Below are 19,259 nucleotides of genomic sequence, written 5' to 3' on the forward strand. Positions count from 1 at the left end.
CCCCGGGGAAGTGGCACTAGAATGGGGCGGCATTCCGCCGGAGGCCGGCGGGCGAGTCGGGAGGAGAGAGATGTCAGGGCACTCGAAGTGGGCGACCACCAAGCACAAGAAGGCTGTCATCGATGCCAAGCGCGGCAAGCTGTTCGCCAAGCTGATCAAGAACATCGAGGTCGCCGCGCGCATGGGTGGACCCGACCCCACTGCGAACCCGACGCTCTTCGACGCCATCCAGAAGGCCAAGAAGACCTCCGTCCCCAATGACAACATCGACCGCGCCGTCAAGCGCGGCGGAGGCCTGGACGGCGGCGCCGTCGACTACGAGACGCTGTGGTACGAGGGGTACGCGCCGGGCGGCGTCGCAGTGCTGGTGGAGTGCCTGACCGACAACAAGAACCGCGCCGTCTCCGAGGTGCGCCTCGCCTTCAACCGCAACGGCGGGAACATGGCCGATTCCGGCTCCGTCTCCTACCTGTTCGAGCGCAAGGGCATCGTGACCCTCCCGCGGGGCGACCAGACCGAGGACACCCTGCTCGAGGTCGTCCTCGATGCCGGCGCCGAGGAGATCCGCGACGAGGGCGAGACGTTCGAGATCGTCTCCGAAGCCACCGACGTGGTCGCCGTGCGCACAGCGCTGCAGGAGGCGGGCATCGACTACGACAGCGCCGAGGCGCAGTTCGTGCCGACCATGCGCACTCCCGTCGACCTCGACGGCGCCCGGAAGGCGCTGCGCCTGATCGATGCCCTCGAGGACAGCGACGACGTCCAGAACGTCTTCTCGAATCTCGACATCCCTGACGACGTCGCCGCGCAGCTCGACGACGCCGAGTGATCCCGGTGGACGCGGGAGCCCGCAGGGAGCCGGCGGCCCCCGCGACACCTGTCCGCGTCCCTGACCGGCCGGGCGGGCACCGATGACCATGCGAGTGCTCGGGATCGACCCCGGCCTGACCCGGTGCGGGATCGGCGTGATCGACTCCACCGGTGCTCGCCGAGCGCGACTCGTCCACGCCGGTGTGGTCCGCTCCGATGCCGCCGACGGGATCGACCACCGCCTGCTCGCGATCACCCGCGGGCTGCGCAGCGCGATCGAGGAGTACGCCCCCGACGTCGTCGCCGTCGAACGCGTCTTCAGCCAGAACAACATCTCCACCGTGATGGGCACAGCGCAGGTCTCCGGTCTGGCGATCGTGGAGGCCGCCGAACGCGGGATACCGATCGCGATGCACACACCCTCCGAGGTGAAGGCCGCGGTCACCGGCAGCGGCCGGGCCGACAAGAAGCAGATCCAGACGATGCTCGTCAAGCTGCTCGGACTCGACGCGCCTCCGCAGCCGGCCGACGCCTCCGACGCGGTGGCGATCGCTCTGACGCAGCTGTGGCGCGGCCCCGGACCCGTCAGCCTCGACTCGACCGGCGGAGCCCGCACCAGCGCACAGGCAGTGTGGGCCGAGGCGGAGCGGAAGGCTCGACGCGCCCGGGAGCGGTCCACCTCCCGGCACTGATCGAACACCCGTTCTAGAGTGGCCTCGTGATCGCATCCCTGACCGGGCGAGTGGCCCGTATCGACCTCGACGCCCTCGTCCTGGACGTCGGCGGCGTGGGCTACCTCGTCCGCACCACCCCCCAGGCGCTGAGCGCGACCCGCCACGGCGTCGAACTCACCCTGCACACCGAGCTCGTCGTCCGCGAGGACTCCATGACTCTGTTCGGCTTCCCGCATCCCGAGGAGGCCGAGACCTTCCGCATCGTGCAGTCCGTCTCCGGGATCGGGCCGCGGACGGCGCTCGCGGTCCTCGCCGTCCTGGACCCCGAGGAGCTGCGCCGCGCCGTCGCCGACCAGGACGTCAAGACGATCGCCCGCACCCCCGGCATCGGTCCCAAGGTCGCCAGTCGCATGCTGCTCGAACTGGGCGGCAAGCTGCCCGCCCCCGTCGGCGCCGGAGCCTCCGGAGCCCCTGGGGCCTCTGGGGGAGATGCGGAGGCGGCCCCGGCGGCGGGCGTCGATGCGGACGTGGTCGAAGCTCTCGCCGGGCTGGGCTGGGCCGAGAAGGCTGCTGCCTCCGCCGTCGAGGGCGTGCGCGCTGACGAGGGGGAGGGGCTGGACGCCGCCGAGCTCCTTCGCCACGCCCTGCGACGCCTGGGAGGCAGCCGATGACACCCGAGGACGACGAGGTCGCACTGGAACCCTCCGCCGGCGCTCCTGCGCACGACCGCGACGGGAGCTCCGTGACGAACCCGGAGTCCGCGCCCCCGGAGCGCACGGCCGAGGCGGCGCTGCGGCCGCGCCGGCTGGATGAGTTCGTCGGCCAGCAGATCGTGCGCGACCAGCTCTCGCTGGTGCTGGACGCCGCGACCGCACGGGGCCGTTCCCCCGAGCACATGCTGCTGTCGGGTCCGCCGGGGCTGGGCAAGACCACGCTGGCGATGATCATCGCCGCCGAGCTGTCCGCCCCGCTGCGCATCACCTCGGGCCCTGCCATCCAGCACGCCGGGGACCTCGCCGCCATCCTCTCTTCGCTCGACGAGGGTGAGGTGCTCTTCATCGACGAGATCCACCGCCTCGCGCGCCCCGCCGAGGAGATGCTCTACATCGCCATGGAGGACTTCCGCGTGGACGTGGTGGTCGGCAAGGGCGTCGGCGCCACCTCCATCCCCCTGGACCTGCCGCCCTTCACGACGGTCGGGGCCACCACCCGGGCAGGCCTGCTGCCCGCGCCCCTGCGCGACCGCTTCGGCTTCATCGGCCACCTGGACTTCTACGCCCCGCACGAGCTGCGTGAGGTCGTCCGCCGCTCCGCGCTCCGTCTCGAGGTCGATCTTGTCGAGGAGGCCGGGGTGGAGATCGCCTCCCGCTCCCGGGGCACGCCCCGCATCGCGAACCGTCTGCTGCGCCGGGTGCGCGATTGGGCACAGGTGCGCGGCAGCGGCCGTCTGGATCTCGCCGCCGCGAGGGAGGCTCTGCGCGTGTACGAGGTCGACGAGCGAGGGCTGGACCGCCTGGATCGCGCCGTGCTCTCCGCCCTGTGCGGCCGCTTCGCCGGCGGCCCGGTGGGCCTGTCGACGCTCGCCGTGGCGGTCGGGGAGGAGACCGAGACGGTCGAGACGATGGTGGAGCCGTACCTGGTGCGGGAGGGTTTCCTCCTGCGCACTCCGCGCGGGAGAGCCGCGGCTCCGGCGGCCTGGACGCATCTGGGTCAGGAGCCACCGGAGGGTCCGGAGGGCACCGCGCCGATGCTCGGCCGGTTCTGAGACCCAGGCGGCAACGGGACGGACCGGATCGGGGTCGTCGTCGCGCAACGGCTGGGAGGAACGTCCCGACTCGGCGGGTACAGTGGGATGGTCAGCCGTCCGCGGCAGGGCCGTTGCTCGCGCAGAACATGCCGGGACCGCCGCTGTCCGCCGAAAGGAAATCCGTGGAATCCCTCCTTCCTCTCCTGCTCATCTTCGCAGTCATGATGCTGCCCCTGCTGTTCATGTCGAACCGCCAGAAGAAGATGCAGCGCAAGCAACAGGAGCTGGTCAACGCCCTGGGCGTCGGCGACGAGGTCCGCACGCACTCCGGTTTCTACGGCCTGATCGTCGATTCCTTCGACGACATCGTGATCCTGGAGTCCGAGAACGGCGCCCAGACCAAGTGGGCCCGTCAGGCCATCGCCATGAAGGTCGACCCGGAGGGTCTGGACGACGAGAACCTCGACGAGGATGCCGATGACGAAGCGCTCGAGGGCGAGAGCTCTGCGAACCGCGGTGATGTTCCGGGCGTGACCACGTCCGACGACGCCGCCCGCGACGAGGACCGTCGCGACCGCTGAGCGGTGCCCCGAACCACCCGTGATCTCTCCGTCGTCCTGAGGAACTCTGCCCCATGCCCGCACGTCGCATCGCCCTAGCGGCCCTCGCGGTGCTGATCCTGCTGCTGGGCGGCGGGATCGGTGCCGGGGTCGCCAAAGGTGGCTGGGAACCAGCCCCTGAGCTCGCACTCGACCTCGAGGGCGGCACCCAGGTCATCCTCCAGGCCGAGTCCCGCGACGGCGCGCAGATCGATCCGGCCGCCATGGAGCAGGCTCGTCAGATCATCTCCCAGCGCGTCAACGCCCTGGGCGTCGCGGAGACGCAGATCAGCATCCAGGGCGGGACGAACATCGTCATCGACGTCCCCGGACAGCTGGACCAGGAGACCTCAGAAGCCCTCCGGCAGACCGCCGCGATGTCCTTCCGCCCGGTGCTGGGCGTGGTCGCCCCCGAGAGCGCCGGCGCCTCCGACGGCGGCGGCTCCGACGCCGGTGGGCTCTCGGACTCCGGCGGCGGATCGGACACGGGCTCCGGCTCCGAGACGACCGACCAGACGTCCTCCGCTCCGGCGGATCCCTCGCAGCAGAAGTTCGACGGGCCGGTCAGCGGCGACTCCTCGCTCGCTCCGCAGGAAGCCCCGGCCGAGGGTGAGCTGCAGTACCCGGCGTGGTCGATGGACTGGCTCACCCCGGAGCTGCAGACCGAGCTGATGAACGTCGACTGCACCGATCCGGCCGCTCAGCAGGAGAAGGTCTCCGACGCCGCCGCCGATGAGCCGGTCGTCGCCTGCGACACGGCGGGCACGCAGAAGCTGCTGCTCGGGCCGGAGGTGGTGGCCGGTTCCGCGATCGAGGATGCCGGTGTCGCCTCCGACATGACTCCCACCGGGCAGCCCACCGGCTACTACGTCGTGAACATGAGCTTCCACGAGGAAGGGTCACAGGCCTTCGCGGACATGACCTCCGCGCTGTACAACGGCGAGGGGGCGACCCAGGCCTTCGGCATCGTGCTGGACGGGCTGGTGATCTCCGCGCCGCAGGTCCAGGAGCCCTCGACGGGCGGTGAAGCCTCGATCTCGGGGAACTTCTCCCAGGAGGAGGCGAGCCAGCTGTCCGATCAGCTGCGCTTCGGCGCGCTGCCGCTGGAGTTCGAGGTCGCCTCGGAACAGCAGATCTCCGCGACCCTCGGTGCCGACCAGCTCCAGATGGGACTGATCGCGGGTCTCATCGGCCTCGCCCTGGTCGTCGCCTACGCCTTCTTCCAGTATCGGGCGCTGGCGCTGGTGACCACGGCCAGCCTCCTGGCGATGGGCACGCTCACCTACGGCGTGCTGACGGTGCTCTCGAACCTCCCCGAGATCGGGTACCGCCTGTCACTGGCCGGCGTCGTCGGCCTGGTGGTGGCCATCGCTTTCACCGCGGACTCGTTCATCGTCTACTTCGAACGCGTCCGTGACGAGATCCGCGAGGGCAGGGGCATCGTCGCGGCCGTCGACCATGGGTGGAACCGCGCCAAACGCACGATCCTCGCCTCCGACTCGGTCAACCTGATCGCCGCGATCGTGCTCTACATCCTCTCGACCGGCAGCGTCCGCGGCTTCGCCTTCGTCCTCGGTGTGACCACGGTGCTCGACCTCCTGGTCGTCTTCCTGTTCACCCACCCGATCCTGCAGGTCCTGGTGCGCACCCGGTTCTTCGGGAAGGGCCACCCCTGGAGCGGCCTGGACCCGGCGGTCCTGGGCCGCAGCGTCCCCGCCTACGCCGGTCGCGGCCGTCTGCGGTCCAGCGGCGGAGACGAGGACGAGGAGGAGCCCCGCGAGCCGCTGGCCGCGCGCAAGGCCCGCCTGGCCCGGGAGGCCGCCGAACGCGACGGCTCCGCCGAGGAACCATCCGGGGCCGGCGACGAACACCGGGCCGACGGCGGTGGCCCTGAGAACGACCCGGGGCGGGCGGACGGCTCCGGCCCGACCGACACGAGAGACGACGACTCCGAGGAGGAGAGCCGATGAGTGCGACCTTCTCCCGGATGGGCAATGACCTCCACGCGGGGCGTCGTACCGTCCCGATCGTGCGGCGCCGACGCACCTGGTACCTGATCAGTGTCGTGGTCGTGGTGATCCTGGCGGGGCTGGCCGTGCTGCGCGGACCCAACCTCGGCATCGAGTTCACCGGCGGATCGGAGTTCCAGGTCGCCGGTGTCAGCGATACCGACCAGGCCATCGCCCGGGACGTGGTGCGCGAGCAGCTGCCGGACAACGAGCCCAAGGTGACCGTTATCGGTCAGGACACGATGCGGGTCCAGACCGAACAGCTCGACTCCGGCCAGACGGCCGCACTGGCCGAGGACCTCGCCTCCGCCTACGGGGTGTCCACCGATACGGTCTCGACCTCGTACATCGGGCCGGTGTGGAGCACGGACATCACCCAGAAGATGCTCCGCGGGGTTCTCGTCTTCCTGGTGCTGGTCGCGGCCACGATGGCGCTGTACTTCCGCAACCTCAAGTCCTCCGCCGCGGCGATGACCGCGCTCGTGCACGACATGCTGTTCACCGCAGGGGTGTACGGAGTGGTGGGCTTCGAGATCACGCCCGGCACCGTGATCGGGTTCCTCACGGTGATGGGCTACTCCCTCTACGACACCATCGTCGTCTTCGACAAGGTGCGCGAGAACACGGCGGGCGTGACGGCACAGTCGACGGCGACGTACTCGGATCGGGTCGAGCTGGCCGCGAACCAGACCCTGGTGCGATCGATCAACACCTCGGTCGTCGCGCTGCTCCCGGTGGGATCGATTCTCTTCATCGGCGCCTTCCTGCTGGGAGCCGGGACGCTCAAGGACATCGCGCTCGCCCTGTTCATCGGCATCTTCGCCGGCACCTACTCCTCGATCTTCCTGGCCCCGGGTCTTCTCGTGGACCTGCGTTCCCGGGAGTCCGGCATCGCCGCGCACACCCGGCGGGTCGAGCAGGGGCGCCGCAGCGGCACCGTCGGCGATGAGTCCGGCACGGCCGATGACGCCGCCGGCGCGGACGACGCGGGCCCGGACGACTCGGACGCGGATGACTCTGACGCCGACAGATCGGACGAGGACGGCTCGGACGTGGACGGCTCGGACCAGGACCGCGGGGACGAGAACGGTGACCACGGCGATCCCGAGCACACGGAAGACGGGGATCGGAGCGAGCCCGACGCCGAGGGAGACCTCTCGGGGACCGGCGAACCGGCCGACGGCACGGCACGTCGCGAGCGCCGCCAGCCGCGCCGCACCACGCGCCGTGGCCGCAACGTCCCCGGACGGGGCTCGCGATGAGCGAGCCGGTGCCGTCCGCGGAGGAGATCGAGGAGCTGCGCGGCTCCCACATCACCGAGCACCCGGACTTCCCCGAACCCGGCGTCCTGTTCCGGGACATCACCCCGCTGCTGCGCGATGGCGCCGCCCTGCGCTCGGTCATCCGGTACTGGAGCTCGATCCTTCCCGACGGCATCGAGTACGTCGTGGGAACCGAGGCCCGCGGCTTCGTCCTGGGTGCCCCGCTCGCGTACGAGATGGGAGCCGGGTTCATCCCGGTGCGCAAGGCCGGCAAGCTCCCCGGCACCCCGGCGTCGCTCAGTTATGGCCTCGAGTACGGCAGTGCCGTCGTGCAGATCCCGCAGGATTCGCTCCCGGCCGGCGCCCGCACGCTGGTTGTCGACGATCTCCTGGCGACCGGGGGCACCGCCGCAGCCACCGTCGAACTCACCCGACGGTTCGACGTGGACCTGGTCGGTGCCTCCTTTCTCATCGAGCTGGAGGGCCTGCGCGGGCGCGACCGGCTCCCCGGGGTGCCTCTCACGACGGTCTGGTCCATCCCGAACTGAGCAGTGGGCGCATCCGGCCCGGCGCACCGGCGCCTGTTCGCCCTGCGAAGACGTCTCCGAGCAACCGGGAACGCGCGCGTAGACTGGAGGACCGAGCCAGGAGGTGCGCAGTGCAGGAGCGGTCCGTATCCGAGTCCACGGGAGCCGACGCCGTGGCGCCGGGTCCCGATCGCAGCGCGCCCGCCTCGCCCTCACCGCCCACTCCGCCGGCGCCCCCTGCGGCGTCCGCCCCGGCGGGTCAGAGCCAGGGACCGCGCAAGCCGCGCTCGCGGCTGTCGTTCTTCTCGCCCCGCTCCGGGACAGCGGACCCGCTGCTGGCGCCGCTGCTGGAGACCATGTCAGCGGTCAGCCCGAAGGAGAGCCTCGCCCTGGTCCAGCGGGCGTATGCGGTCGCCGAGCGCGCCCACCGCGGGCAGACGCGCAAGAGCGGCGATCCGTACATCACCCACCCGGTCTCGGTCGCGACGATCCTGGCGGAACTGGGCTCGCCGGCAGAAGTGGTGGCCGCGGCCCTGCTCCACGACACCATCGAGGACACCGACTACTCGCTGGATAAGCTCCGGGAGGAGTTCGGTGAGGTGATCGCCGTGATGGTCGACGGCGTGACCAAGCTGGACAAGGTCACCTACGGCGAAGCCGCGCAGGCCGAGACGGTCCGCAAGATGATCGTGGCGATGAGCCGCGACGTGCGGGTCCTGCTGATCAAGCTCGCCGACCGCCTGCACAACGCGCGGACCTGGAAGTACGTCCCCCCTGCCTCGGCCGAGCGCAAGGCCAAGGAGACGCTCGAGATCTACGCGCCGCTCGCGCACCGCCTCGGTCTGAACACCATGAAGTGGGAACTCGAGGACCGCTCGTTCCAGGTGCTCTACCCCAAGGTGTACGAGGAGATCGTCAGCCTCGTCGCCCAGCATGCACCGGCCCGGGACCAGTACCTCAGGACGGTCTCCTCCCAGATCCTCGAGGACCTGAAGAAGGCGAAGATCAAGGCCGAGGTCACCGGTCGACCCAAGCACTACTACTCGATCTACCAGAAGATGATCGTGCGGGGCCGGGACTTCACCGACATCTACGACCTGGTCGGGGTCCGGGTGCTGGTGGACACCGTGCGCGACTGCTATGGGGTTCTCGGCACGCTGCACGCGCGCTGGTCACCGGTCCAGGGCCGGTTCAAGGACTACATCGCCCTGCCCAAGTTCAACCTGTACCAGTCTCTGCATACCACGGTCATCGGCCCCACCGGAAAGCCCGTGGAGGTCCAGATCCGTACGCGCGAGATGCACCGGCGCGCCGAGTACGGCGTCGCGGCGCACTGGAAGTACAAGGCGATGGCCGGCCACGGCGGCGACGCGGCGTCGAAGCCCATCGCCAACGAGGCCGCCTGGCTGCGTCAGCTCATGGACTGGCAGAAGGAGACCACCGACTCCGGCGAGTTCCTGGATTCGCTGCGTTTCGAGATCAACACGCAGGAGGTGTACGTCTTCACCCCGAAGGGGGACGTGCTCGCGCTCCCGCAGGGATCGACACCGGTCGACTTCGCCTACACGGTGCACACGGAGGTCGGGCACCGCACCATCGGTGCCCGGGTCAACGGGCGCCTGGTCTCGCTCGAATCCGCGCTGTCCACGGGCGACGTGGTCGAGGTGTTCACCTCCAAGTCGCCGGACGCGGGGCCCAGCCGGGACTGGCTCGGCTTCGTCAAGTCTCCCCGTGCCCGCAGCAAGATCCGCCACTGGTTCTCCAAGGAACGCCGCGGCGAAGCGCTCGAGCGGGGGAAGGACGAACTGGCCAAGGCGCTGCGGCGCCAGGACATGCCGATGCGGCGGCTGCTGACCCACGACACGCTCGCCACGGTCGCCACCGATCTCAACCTTCCCTCGGTCGACTCGCTCTACACCTCCATCGGCGAGGGCCACACCGGCGCGCAGCACGTGGTGGAGAAGCTTCGGGCCGTCTTCGGCGGGTCGGACGGCGCCGAGGAGGACCTGGCGGAGATGACGCTGCCCTCCCGGGCGCGCTCACGGCCCAGCCGCTCCGAACGGCACACCGCGGAGACCGACCAGGGCGTGATCGTCGACGGCCAGACCGATCTCTGGGTCAAGCTCGCCAAGTGCTGCGCCCCAGTCCCCGGTGACCCCATCATCGGCTTCGTCACGCGCGGCTCCGGCATCTCGGTGCACCATTCGCGGTGTTCGAACGCGATCCAGCTGCAGGAGAGGCAGGCGGACCGGATCGTGGATGTGGCGTGGTCCGGCAGGCACAGCACGGCCTACCTGGTCCACATCAAGGTCGAGGCCCTGGACCGTCCGCGGCTCCTGACGGACCTCGCCCTGGTGATCTCCGAGCAGCAGGTGAATCTGCAGTCGGCCTCCGCACAGTCCAATTCGGACCGACTGGCCTCGACGTACTTCTCCTTCGAACTGGCCGATCCCTCCCATCTGCAGTCGGTCCTGGCACAGGTGCGTCGTGTCGAGGGCGTCTATGACGTCTACCGGGTCACCGGAGACGGCAAACCGGTCGGCTCGGAAGCCCCTCTGACCGTGAGCTGATCTCAGGCCGCCGTCTCTGCTGGCTCCAGCATCATCCGGCGCAGCCGGTGCCGTGCCTCGCGCGCTCCGGGATAGCGCTCCATCTCCCATAATCGCTGTTCGACCGCCCGCTCCGGGACGTGCCCGCTGGCGATCAGCCGGGTCAGCGCCGGCTGCGCCACGTGGTCGGGGCTGAACCGCAGCAGGTCGACGGCGGTGCGGACCGGCTCGGTGACCGGGGCCCCGCCGATCGTCTCCACCTCGAGCGGACGCAACCGGCAATGGCGCACCGTCGTGCCGGCGACGGGACCGCGATGGGCCGGTGAGATCAGCTCGGCCGGCGCAGGAGGCTCCCCGCCGAGCAGGACCCAGGCTGCCGACGGCCCCGCGATCACGTGGTAGGACTGGAGGCGACCGCCCAGAGCGCACCCCAGCGCGAGAGCACGGTCGATGGCAGAGCGCATCGCGTCGGGAGGCAGGAAGATGCCCGGCAGCAGCCGCGCCAGCAGCCCGTCCTCCACCATGGTCTGGACCGAGGGCGATTCCGCCCAGCGCTCCAGGCCGGCGCCCAGGGGGACCGCCAGCTCGGCAGCATGATGCGACCAGGCGGCGCAGAGCCCCGTCGGCAGCGGAGGGGGCCCGACCGCTCTCGGGCCGGGGACCATACGCTGGCGCGCGTTGTTCGCCGGCCTCGTCGATCTCATGCACCGACTCTGACCCGCGGGGCGCCCGACGGCAAACGCCCCGCCCGTCGATGTGGACGGGCGGGGCGCGGGGAGGAACCGTGGCGGACCGGTCAGCCGAGGTCCTGGGCGGAGCGCTCGATCACTGCCAGCCACTCCTTGCGGGCCTCGAGCGCGGACTCCGCCTCGGCGATCTTCTGAGGGTCACCGGTGGCACGGGCCTTCTCCAGCGCCTCCTCGTACGAGGCGATCGCCGAGTGCAGCTGGGAGGAGACGCCCTCGACCCGGGCGCGGGTGCGGGGATCGGTGCGACGCCACTCCTCCTGCTCGGCGTTCTTGACGCTCCGTTCGACCTTGCGCAGACGCTCGTCGATCCGTCGCATGTCGGAGCGCGGCACCTTGCCCGCTTCCTCCCAGCGATCCTGGATCGAGCGCAGCTTCGCCTTCGCCGCATCGACGTCCGCCGTCGGGTCGATCTCCTCGGCCTCGACGAGCAGGGCCTCCTTGACCTCGAGGTTCTTGCGCTGCTCGGCCTCGATCTGCTGGAGATCCGCGTTCCGAGCGTCGAAGAAGCGGTCCTGGGCCGCCTTGAACCGCTTCCACTGCGCGTCATCCTTCTTGCGACTGCCGCGCGGGGCACTGCGCCACTGCTCCATCAGGTCCTTGAAGGCGCGGACGGTCGGTCCCCAGTCGGTGGAGTCCTGCATCGCCTCGGCGCGGGCGATGAGGTCCTCCTTGATCGCCGCCGCCTCCGTGTGCTTCTCATCGAGCTGGGAGAAGAACTGCTTGCGCATCCGGTCGAAGGTGGCCCGGGCGGCGGAGAGCCGCTTCCACAGGCTCTCCTCGGTGGGACGGTCCAGCGAGACGTCCTCCGTCTGCATCTGCTTCCACCGCGGGACCATCTGCCGCATGGTGTCCCCGGCCTTCTTCCAGGAGATCTGCTCAGGATCGGTCGCGACCAGCGCCTCGATCGACTCGACGAACTCGGTGCGGCGCCGGGTGGCCTCGGCCCGCTCGTCGGCGCGCTTCGCCTCGAGGGCCTGGATCTTCGACTTGGCGTTCTCGCGCAGCTCGTTCGCTCGCGCCCTCAGAGCCGGGATGTCGCCGACGACCTGCGGCTCCTTCATCTTCTTGCGGAGGTTCTCGAGCAGGCGGTTCAGCTCGTTCTGCGTGTGCTCCGGAGCGTTGAGGGTCTTCTGGGTCAGGTCCAGGAAGGCGACCAGGTCGAGATAGCCGCGAGCATAGGGATCGAGGGCCTTGTCGTGGTCCGTCTCGGTGGTCGTGCCGATGGTGCGCACCTGCGTGCCGTCCTGGACGGTCACCGTGCCCTCTTCATCGACGGACCCGAAGGCCTTCGCCGCGGCCAGCTGCTCCGCGTCGTACTCGGTGACGGGCGGTGCGACCGGCACCAGGGGAGCGGTGGGCTTCTTCCCCGCCAGGGCCGCCGGCGAGGGAACGCCGGGCTTGGGACCGGGAGCCGGACGCGGTGTCGGTCGCGGCGCGGGGTCGGGTGCCGGCTCGGTCTGCTCAGCGGATGGGGCCTCGGTGTCGCTCTCCGGCTCGGCGGGGGCTTCCGAACCGGTCTCGGTCTGGGCGTCCGCTTCCGGGGCGGCGTCGGTCGCGGATTCGGACTCGGCATGGACCTCCGTGTCGGCGTCCGGCTGGACGTCTGCTTGCACGTCGGCATCAGACTCGGCGCCGGCCTGCGCCGGTGCGTCGGCACCGGTCTCCGCGCCGAGCTCTGCCGGGGCGTCGGCATCAGACTCGGCGCCGGGCTCCGGCACCGCCTCGGGGTCCGCAACGGCCTCGGGCGCGTCCGCGGCAGGGGCCGGAGCGCCCTCGTCGGAGACGTCGCCGGGGGCGCTGCTGGCCTCCGCGGGCTGCGCCGATTCGGGGGAGTCGGACGCGGGGGACTGGTCGCTGACCTGATCGGCGGTCGGTCCGGGTTCCTGACCGGCAGGGTTCGACGCGGGGACGGGGGTCTCGGACTCGCTCACGATTGAGCTCCTTCGAAGGGATCCGCTGCAGGGCGGGACACTGCCGCCTCGTGCGGCGGCCGGGCTGGCTCGCGGAACGCCCCGGGAAGGGACGAACCACTTCACGGAACTCTACAGCGAGCACCCCAGCTCTTTGTCACCGTCCGGCGTCAGCACGGGCCGCCGCACGCGGGAGATAATGGACGCTCGCCGCCCCTGCCGACGACCCGATAAGGATGTGCCCCGCATGGCGAAGACCCCGAAGACCTCTCGTCTGTCCGGATTTCCGGAATGGCTCCCCGCCGAGCGTCTCGTCGAACAGCATGTGATCGACGTGTTCCGCGAGGTCGCCGAGCTGCACGGATTCTCCGGCATCGAGACGCGCGCGGTCGAGCCGCTCGAGCAGCTTCTGCGCAAGGGGGAGATCGACAAGGAGGTCTACGTGCTGCGGCGGCTGCACGCCGAGGACTCCGACGGCGGGGGAGATGATTCCGGAGCCGATCCCTCCCGCACTCTCGGGCTGCACTTCGATCTCACGGTGCCGCTGGCCCGATACGTCCTGGAGCACCAGAACGATCTGACCTTCCCGCTGCGCCGTTTTCAGATCCAGAAGGTGTGGCGCGGGGAGCGGCCCCAGGACGGCAGGTTCCGTGAGTTCTACCAGGCCGATCTCGATGTCGTCGGCCAGGACACCCTGCCCGGGCACATCGAGGCCGAGGTCGCCGTGGTGATGGCCGAGATCCTCGACCGGCTGCCGCTGCCCAGTGTCACGATCCACGCCAACACGCGGCGGCTGTCCGAGGGCTTCTTCCGCTCCCTCGGCCTCGAGGATCACCCCGCCGTGCTGCGCATCCTCGACAAGCTGCCCAAGCTCGGGGCGGACACGGTGCGGGAGCAGCTGATCTCCAAGGCCGGGGCGAGCGCGGAGCAGGCCCAGGCGTGCCTGGACTTCGCCGCCATCCGCACCCGCGACTCGTCGTTCGCGCAGCGCGTGCGCGATCTCGGGGGCAGCGGCGAGATGGTCGAGGAAGGCATCGCCGAGCTCACCGCCGTCATGGAGCGGGTCGAGGCGTCCGTGCCCGGCGTGATCCTCGCCGACCTCTCCATCGCACGCGGTCTGGACTACTACACCGGCACCGTGTTCGAGACCTTCGTCGCCGGTCACGAGGGCCTCGGCTCCGTCTGCTCCGGGGGACGCTACGACTCGCTGGCCTCCGACAACCGCCACACCTACCCCGGGGTCGGGTTGTCGATCGGGCTCTCCCGCCTGGTCTCCCGGATGCTCTCGGCGGGTCTCGCCCGGCCATCGCGCGCTGTGCCGACCTGCGTGCTGGTCTCCGTCACGGACGAGGACTCCCGACAGGTCAGCGAAGCTGTCGCCCGTGACCTCCGCGCCCGCGGTATCTCGTGCGAGGTCGCGCCGACGGCCGCCAAGTTCGGCAAGCAGATCCGCTACGCCGACCGGCGCGGCATCCCGTTCGTCTGGTTCCCCGGGACCGAGGGCGAGGCCGACGAGGTCAAGGACATCCGCTCCGGTGAGCAGGCGCCGGCCGCCTCGAGCACGTGGGAGCCACCGGCCCAGGACCGCACGGTGCGCATCCTCGCCTCCGATGCCGATGCCGATGCCGATGCCGATGCCGGATGAGTGCTGGGGCAGCGTCGGGTCGCTCGGCGTGAGCTGACTCACGGCTGGCCGTCTCGGGAATGATCGGCGCTCCCGAGGCGTTGCCCGAGCATGGCTACCGTCACGCTGACCGAAGAGAACCACGACAAGACCGTCGAGGACGGCATCGTCCTGATCGACTTCTGGGCGGGCTGGTGCGTGCCGTGCCAGCGTTTCGCCCCCATCTTCGAGGAGTCCTCGGAGAAGCATGAGGACGTCACGTTCACGAAGGTCGATACCGAGGACCAGCAGCAGCTGGCCATGCGCTACGGCGTCACCTCGATCCCGACCCTGGTGGCCTACCGCGAGGGCATCCCGGTGTTCTCGCAGGCCGGCGCCCTGCCGCAGTCCGCTCTGGAGGACCTCATCGGCCAGGTCAAAAACCTGGACATGGACGAGGTCCGCAAGGCCTATGCGGAGGCCCAGGAACAGCAGAGCTGATCGCCCTGAGGTGCGGCTGCGGGCCGACGGCACACGTCTCGCCGTCGGCACCCACCGGCCGTGAGCCGGCTGGTCGGCACAGCTGACCGGCCGACACAGCTGGGACGTTCCCAGGCATCGCTCACCGCAGTCCCCGCAACCGCAGAAGGCCCCGTCTCCGATCACTCGGAGGCGGGGCCTTCTCGCAGGGGCGAGGCCGGTCGATCAGCCGTCCGTGGGGCGGCGGTAGCTCGTGCGCTTCGCGTCGTGCCGACCGGCGTCGTCGCGCCGCGGGCGGTCGTCGTGGCGGCGCCGCGGGCCGGCGTTGTCGTGACGTCCGCCCCGATCGCCGCCGTGGCCGCCCTTGGAGGAGCGGGGGCCGTTGTCCGGGGCGATCCGCAGGGATCGTCCGCCGACGCGGGCCTTGCTGATGCGGGCCATCTGGGCATCGTCCAGCGAACCGCGGATCTGCACCAGGGCGAACGTGCCGAAGATCTGGATCTTGCCGACGTCCTTGCCGTTGAGGCCGCCCTCGCCGGTGATGGCGCCGACGATGGCTGGCGGCCGGGCGCCGTGGGTGTGGCCCACGCCGATCCGGTAGGAGGTGTATCCCTTCTCGGTGTGGGCACCGCCCTCACCACGGGGTCCGCGGTCGCCGCGGTCACCGCGGGAACGGTCGTCACCGCCGGAGAGCGTCGCGGAGGTGAACTCCTCGTCCTCCGTGGTCGCTCCGGGCCCGTCGTCGCCGACGGTCATGGCGCCCAGCACGGCCGCGAGCTCCAGCGGGTCGATGTCGTTCTCGGCGACGTAGTCGCCGATCAGCTCGCGGTACAGCGCGAGCCGTCCGCGCTCGATGCGCTCAGGCACCTTGGTCAGCAGCGAGGCCAGGCGGTGACGGGACACGTCGCGCGGCGACGGGATCACGGCTTCCTCGAGGGTCTGCTTGGTGGCGCGTTCGATGTTCTTCAGCGCGCGACGCTCATGGGGACCGATCAGGGTCAGAGCCTCGCCGGAACGACCCGCACGGCCGGTGCGGCCGATGCGGTGGACGTAGGCCTCCGGCTCGCGCGGGACGTCGAAGTTGACGACCAGGCCGATGCGCTCGACATCCAGGCCGCGGGCGGCGACGTCGGTCGCGACCAGGACCTGCAGGGAGCCCTCGCGCAGCCGCTCGACGATCTTCTCGCGCTCCTTCTGAGGCACGTCACCGCTGATGGAGGCGGCGATCACCCCTCGCGAGACGAGGGCCGTGCCCACCTCCTCCGCGGCGGCGCGGGTGCGCACGAAGACGATGGCCGCTTCGGCATCGGAGGTCGCGAGCACCCTGGCCAGGGCGCCGGTGCGGTGCTTGAACGGGACCACGGCGTAGGTCTGACGAACGCTCTTGACCGTGGAGGACTGCGGGCTCACGCTGACGCGGACCGGGTCCTTCATGTGGTTCTGGGCGACGCGCTGGATGGCCGACGGCATGGTCGCCGAGAACAGGGCGAGCTGCCGGCTGGCGGGAGAGTGGGAGAGGATCTCCTCGACGTCCTCCGCGAAGCCCATGCGCAGCATCTCGTCGGCCTCGTCCAGCACGGCGAAACGGATGGTCTCCAGCCGCAGCGTGTTGCGCCGCATATGGTCCATGACGCGGCCGGGGGTGCCGACGACGACCTGCGCACCGCGGCGCAGAGCGCGCTCCTGAGGGCTGTAGGGCGAGCCACCGTAGACGGCGACCACGTCCAGACCGCCGATGGCGGTGGCGAAGGAGGAGATCGCGTCGGCGACCTGCATGGCCAGCTCACGGGTGGGAGCGAGCACGAGGCCCTGGACCTCGCGCAGCTCGGGATCGATCGCGGCCAGCAGCGGGAGGCCGAAGGCCGCGGTCTTGCCGGTGCCGGTCTGGGCGACGCCGATGATGTCGCGGCCCTCCAGCAGCGGTGGGATGGCGCGCGACTGGATGGCTGACGGGCTGGTGAAGCCGAGGTCGTCGACCGCGCGGCGCAGCGGGCCGGGCAGGTCGATGTCGTCGAAGCTGGGCTCGGCCGGCTCGGCCGACTCGGCGGGAGCAGCCGGGGCGGCCGCCTCTGCGGTGGGGACGGAAGTGTCGGAATCCTGGGCGGCGGTGACCGCGGAGTCTGCGGGGAGGCCGGCTTCGGAGGAGACGGCGGCTTCGGTGGACTCGGCAGGATCAGGGGCAGGGGCGGCGTCAGTCATTGCATCCTTCGGCGGTGGGGTGAAGATGGTGCCCTCACAGATCGCAGGGCGTGGGATCCCTGACAGATGGCAGGGCTGGGTGCCCTGACAGATCACTGGGCGAGGCTCGTGCGAAGCGCGCTCGAGGCTCGTGCGAAGGCGGGCGGGATGGACCCGCAATACCGCAGGTCGGACAACGTTCAGTCTACGGGCGCCGGGCTCGGACCGACAGGGGGCCATGGGCGAGATCGCTCACCCTGCGCGGTACGCTGGTGAGTCCACGCCCCCAGGCGTGCGGACCCCGTCGAACCCATCGTGAAGGACACCTCGTGCTGCGCACCCACTCCGCCGGCGAACTCCGCTCGGAGCACATCGGACAGACCGTCACCCTCACCGGCTGGATCGGCCGCCGTCGCGATCACGGCGGCGTGACGTTCCTGGATCTGCGCGATGCCAGCGGTGTCGCCCAGGTCGTCGTCCGCGAGGACGAGGCGATGCATCTGCGCGTCGAGTACGTGCTCAAGGTCGTCGGGACGGTCGATCGCCGTCCCGAGGGCAACGAGAACCCGCAGCTGCCCACGGGCGACATCGAGGTGACCGCTTCCGAGGTCGAGGTGCTCAGCTCCTCGGCGCCGCTTCCCTTCCAGCTCGATGAGCACTCCGAGGTCGGTGAGGAGACGCGTCTGCGCTACCGCTACCTCGATCTGCGCCGGCAGGGACCGGCCCGGACGCTGCGTCTGCGCTCCGACGTCAACCGCGCCGCGCGCGAGACGCTTCTGGGCCAGGACTTCCTCGAGGTGGAGACGCCGACGCTGACGCGCTCGACTCCCGAGGGAGCCCGCGACTTCCTGGTCCCGGCACGGCTCGCGCCCGGCTCCTGGTATGCGCTGCCGCAGTCGCCGCAGCTGTTCAAGCAGCTGCTGATGGTCGGCGGCGTGGAGAAATACTTCCAGCTCGCCCGCTGCTACCGCGACGAGGACTTCCGTGCGGACCGCCAGCCCGAGTTCACCCAGCTCGACGTCGAGATGAGCTTCGTCGACCAGGAGGACGTGATCGCCCTGGCCGAGGAGATCCTCACCGCGGTGTGGAGGACGGGTGGGCACGAGATCTCCGCGCCGTTCCCGCGCATCACCTACGCCGAGTCGATGAGCCGTTACGGGTCCGACAAGCCCGACCTGCGCTTCGACCTCGAACTGGTCGAGATGACCGAGTACTTCGCCGAGACTCCCTTCCGGGTCTTCCAGGCCCCGTACGTCGGCGCCGTGGTCATGGCCGGAGGCGCGTCCCAGCCGCGCCGGCAGCTCGACGCCTGGCAGGAGTGGGCCAAGCAGCGCGGCCACAAGGGCCTGGCCTACGTCCTGGTCCAGGAGGACGGCACCCTGACCGGGCCCGTCTCCAAGAACATCTCCGAGACGGAGAAGGAGGGCCTGCTGGAGGCCACCGGGGCGAGCACCGGGGACTGCATCTTCTTCGCCGCCGGCGAGCCGAAGTCCGCGCGCGCACTGCTCGGCGCCGCACGCCAGGAGATCGCCGAGCGCTTGGACCTGATCGACCACGACGCGTTCTCGTTCGTGTGGGTCGTGGACGCGCCGATGTTCGAGCCCGCCGCGGAAGCCCGCGCGGCCGGTGACGCGACCGTCGGTGGCGGGTCGTGGACGGCCGTGCATCACGCCTTCACCTCGCCCAAGCCCGAGTTCCTGGACACCTTCGACACCGATCCGGGCTCTGCCCTGGCCTACGCCTACGACATCGTGTGCAACGGCAACGAGATCGGCGGCGGCTCCATCCGTATCCACGACCAGTCCGTGCAGGAGCGCGTGTTCGAGGTCATGGGCATCGGCGAGGAGGACGCACGCGAGAAGTTCGGCTTCCTGCTGGACGCCTTCCAGTTCGGCGCGCCGCCGCACGGCGGCATCGCCTTCGGCTGGGACCGCATCGTCGCCCTGCTCGCGGGTGAGGAGTCCATCCGCGAGGTCATCGCCTTCCCCAAGACCGGCAACGGCTACGACCCGCTGACCGCCGCCCCCGCTCCCATCACGGCGCAGCAGCGCAAGGAGGCCGGTGTGGACACCAAGCCCGCCTCGCGCAGCGAGAAGGCCGCGACTGCGGAGCCCGACGACAGCTGAACGTCCGCGGGACCAGCCGCCCGTGAGGACAGGCCG

At 70.4% G+C, this 19,259-nt stretch carries 15 protein-coding genes; 12 read left to right on the forward strand and 3 right to left on the reverse strand.

Annotation, left to right across the window (positions count from 1 at the left end; genetic code table 11):
- Nucleotides 1-70 precede the first annotated feature (70 nt).
- The 9 genes from AC5020_RS06115 to AC5020_RS06155 all read left to right on the forward strand — a co-directional run bounded on the left by AC5020_RS06115 (nucleotide 71) and on the right by AC5020_RS06155 (nucleotide 10,198).
- The gene (locus AC5020_RS06115) at nucleotides 71-829 is read left to right on the forward strand and encodes a YebC/PmpR family DNA-binding transcriptional regulator (protein ID WP_377020094.1); all 759 of its coding nucleotides are present in this window, start codon (nucleotides 71-73) and stop codon (nucleotides 827-829) included.
- 82 nt (nucleotides 830-911) lie between these two features.
- Nucleotides 912-1,502, forward strand: coding sequence for a crossover junction endodeoxyribonuclease RuvC (gene ruvC / locus AC5020_RS06120; protein ID WP_377020093.1), 591 nt, complete (start codon nucleotides 912-914; stop codon nucleotides 1,500-1,502).
- A gap of 26 nt (nucleotides 1,503-1,528) precedes the next feature.
- Complete coding sequence (ruvA, locus tag AC5020_RS06125; RefSeq protein WP_464987591.1) at nucleotides 1,529-2,155, forward strand: Holliday junction branch migration protein RuvA; 627 nt, start codon at nucleotides 1,529-1,531, stop codon at nucleotides 2,153-2,155.
- Nucleotides 2,152-3,249, forward strand: a complete 1,098-nt coding sequence (ruvB, locus tag AC5020_RS06130) for a Holliday junction branch migration DNA helicase RuvB (RefSeq protein WP_464987592.1) — start codon at nucleotides 2,152-2,154, stop codon at nucleotides 3,247-3,249. The genes ruvA and ruvB overlap by 4 nt, the downstream gene beginning before the upstream one ends.
- A 164-nt stretch (nucleotides 3,250-3,413) precedes the next feature.
- Entirely contained in the window at nucleotides 3,414-3,812 is a 399-nt protein-coding gene (gene yajC / locus AC5020_RS06135) for a preprotein translocase subunit YajC (protein WP_377020090.1), read from the forward strand.
- A gap of 53 nt (nucleotides 3,813-3,865) precedes the next feature.
- Nucleotides 3,866-5,800: a protein translocase subunit SecD gene (gene secD, locus AC5020_RS06140; RefSeq protein ID WP_464987593.1), complete on the forward strand. Its 1,935-nt coding sequence runs from the start codon at nucleotides 3,866-3,868 to the stop codon at nucleotides 5,798-5,800.
- Nucleotides 5,797-7,101 carry a protein translocase subunit SecF gene (secF, locus tag AC5020_RS06145; RefSeq protein WP_464987594.1) on the forward strand — a complete coding sequence of 435 codons (1,305 nt, stop codon included), beginning with the start codon at nucleotides 5,797-5,799 and terminating at the stop codon, nucleotides 7,099-7,101. Before secD ends, secF begins: the two co-directional genes overlap by 4 nt.
- On the forward strand, nucleotides 7,098-7,649 hold the full coding sequence (locus AC5020_RS06150; RefSeq protein WP_464987595.1) for an adenine phosphoribosyltransferase: 552 nt from the start codon (nucleotides 7,098-7,100) through the stop codon (nucleotides 7,647-7,649). The genes secF and AC5020_RS06150 overlap by 4 nt, the downstream gene beginning before the upstream one ends.
- A gap of 110 nt (nucleotides 7,650-7,759) precedes the next feature.
- A complete protein-coding gene (locus AC5020_RS06155) occupies nucleotides 7,760-10,198 on the forward strand; it encodes a RelA/SpoT family protein (protein ID WP_377020086.1) in 2,439 nt (812 codons plus the stop codon).
- 2 nt (nucleotides 10,199-10,200) lie between these two features.
- Here the strand turns inward: AC5020_RS06155 and AC5020_RS06160 are convergent, their stop codons facing one another.
- Together AC5020_RS06160 and AC5020_RS06165 are read right to left on the reverse strand one after the other, a co-directional pair.
- The gene (locus tag AC5020_RS06160; protein WP_464987597.1) at nucleotides 10,201-10,881 is read right to left on the reverse strand and encodes a hypothetical protein; all 681 of its coding nucleotides are present in this window, start codon (nucleotides 10,879-10,881) and stop codon (nucleotides 10,201-10,203) included.
- 92 nt (nucleotides 10,882-10,973) lie between these two features.
- On the reverse strand, nucleotides 10,974-12,857 hold the full coding sequence (locus tag AC5020_RS06165) for a DUF349 domain-containing protein (RefSeq protein ID WP_464987598.1): 1,884 nt from the start codon (nucleotides 12,855-12,857) through the stop codon (nucleotides 10,974-10,976).
- 226 nt (nucleotides 12,858-13,083) lie between these two features.
- Here AC5020_RS06165 and hisS point away from each other — a divergent pair, with 226 nt between their 5' ends.
- Together hisS and trxA are read left to right on the forward strand one after the other, a co-directional pair.
- Nucleotides 13,084-14,481, forward strand: coding sequence for a histidine--tRNA ligase (gene hisS, locus AC5020_RS06170; protein ID WP_464987599.1), 1,398 nt, complete (start codon nucleotides 13,084-13,086; stop codon nucleotides 14,479-14,481).
- A gap of 90 nt (nucleotides 14,482-14,571) precedes the next feature.
- On the forward strand, nucleotides 14,572-14,940 hold the full coding sequence (gene trxA / locus AC5020_RS06175) for a thioredoxin (RefSeq protein ID WP_377020082.1): 369 nt from the start codon (nucleotides 14,572-14,574) through the stop codon (nucleotides 14,938-14,940).
- A gap of 204 nt (nucleotides 14,941-15,144) precedes the next feature.
- Here trxA and AC5020_RS06180 read toward each other — a convergent pair whose 3' ends face one another.
- A complete protein-coding gene (locus tag AC5020_RS06180; RefSeq protein WP_464987600.1) occupies nucleotides 15,145-17,118 on the reverse strand; it encodes a DEAD/DEAH box helicase in 1,974 nt (657 codons plus the stop codon).
- 308 nt (nucleotides 17,119-17,426) lie between these two features.
- Between AC5020_RS06180 and aspS the strand changes: the two genes are divergently transcribed.
- Nucleotides 17,427-19,223 (forward strand): aspartate--tRNA ligase, encoded by a 1,797-nt coding sequence (gene aspS, locus AC5020_RS06185; protein WP_464987601.1) that lies wholly within the window; start codon nucleotides 17,427-17,429, stop codon nucleotides 19,221-19,223.
- Nucleotides 19,224-19,259 lie beyond the last annotated feature (36 nt).

The sequence above is a fragment of the Brachybacterium sp. SYSU DS0246 genome (genome assembly GCF_059391765.1).

Coding starts and splice junctions, on each gene's coding strand:
- AC5020_RS06115 (WP_377020094.1), top strand. CDS start 71: ATGTCAGGGCACTCGAAGTGGGCGACCACCAAGCACAAGAAGGCTGTC.
- ruvC (WP_377020093.1), top strand. CDS start 912: ATGACCATGCGAGTGCTCGGGATCGACCCCGGCCTGACCCGGTGCGGG.
- ruvB (WP_464987592.1), top strand. CDS start 2,152: ATGACACCCGAGGACGACGAGGTCGCACTGGAACCCTCCGCCGGCGCT.
- secD (WP_464987593.1), top strand. CDS start 3,866: ATGCCCGCACGTCGCATCGCCCTAGCGGCCCTCGCGGTGCTGATCCTG.
- secF (WP_464987594.1), top strand. CDS start 5,797: ATGAGTGCGACCTTCTCCCGGATGGGCAATGACCTCCACGCGGGGCGT.
- AC5020_RS06150 (WP_464987595.1), top strand. CDS start 7,098: ATGAGCGAGCCGGTGCCGTCCGCGGAGGAGATCGAGGAGCTGCGCGGC.
- AC5020_RS06160 (WP_464987597.1), bottom strand. CDS start 10,881: ATGAGATCGACGAGGCCGGCGAACAACGCGCGCCAGCGTATGGTCCCC.
- hisS (WP_464987599.1), top strand. CDS start 13,084: ATGGCGAAGACCCCGAAGACCTCTCGTCTGTCCGGATTTCCGGAATGG.
- trxA (WP_377020082.1), top strand. CDS start 14,572: ATGGCTACCGTCACGCTGACCGAAGAGAACCACGACAAGACCGTCGAG.
- AC5020_RS06180 (WP_464987600.1), bottom strand. CDS start 17,118: ATGACTGACGCCGCCCCTGCCCCTGATCCTGCCGAGTCCACCGAAGCC.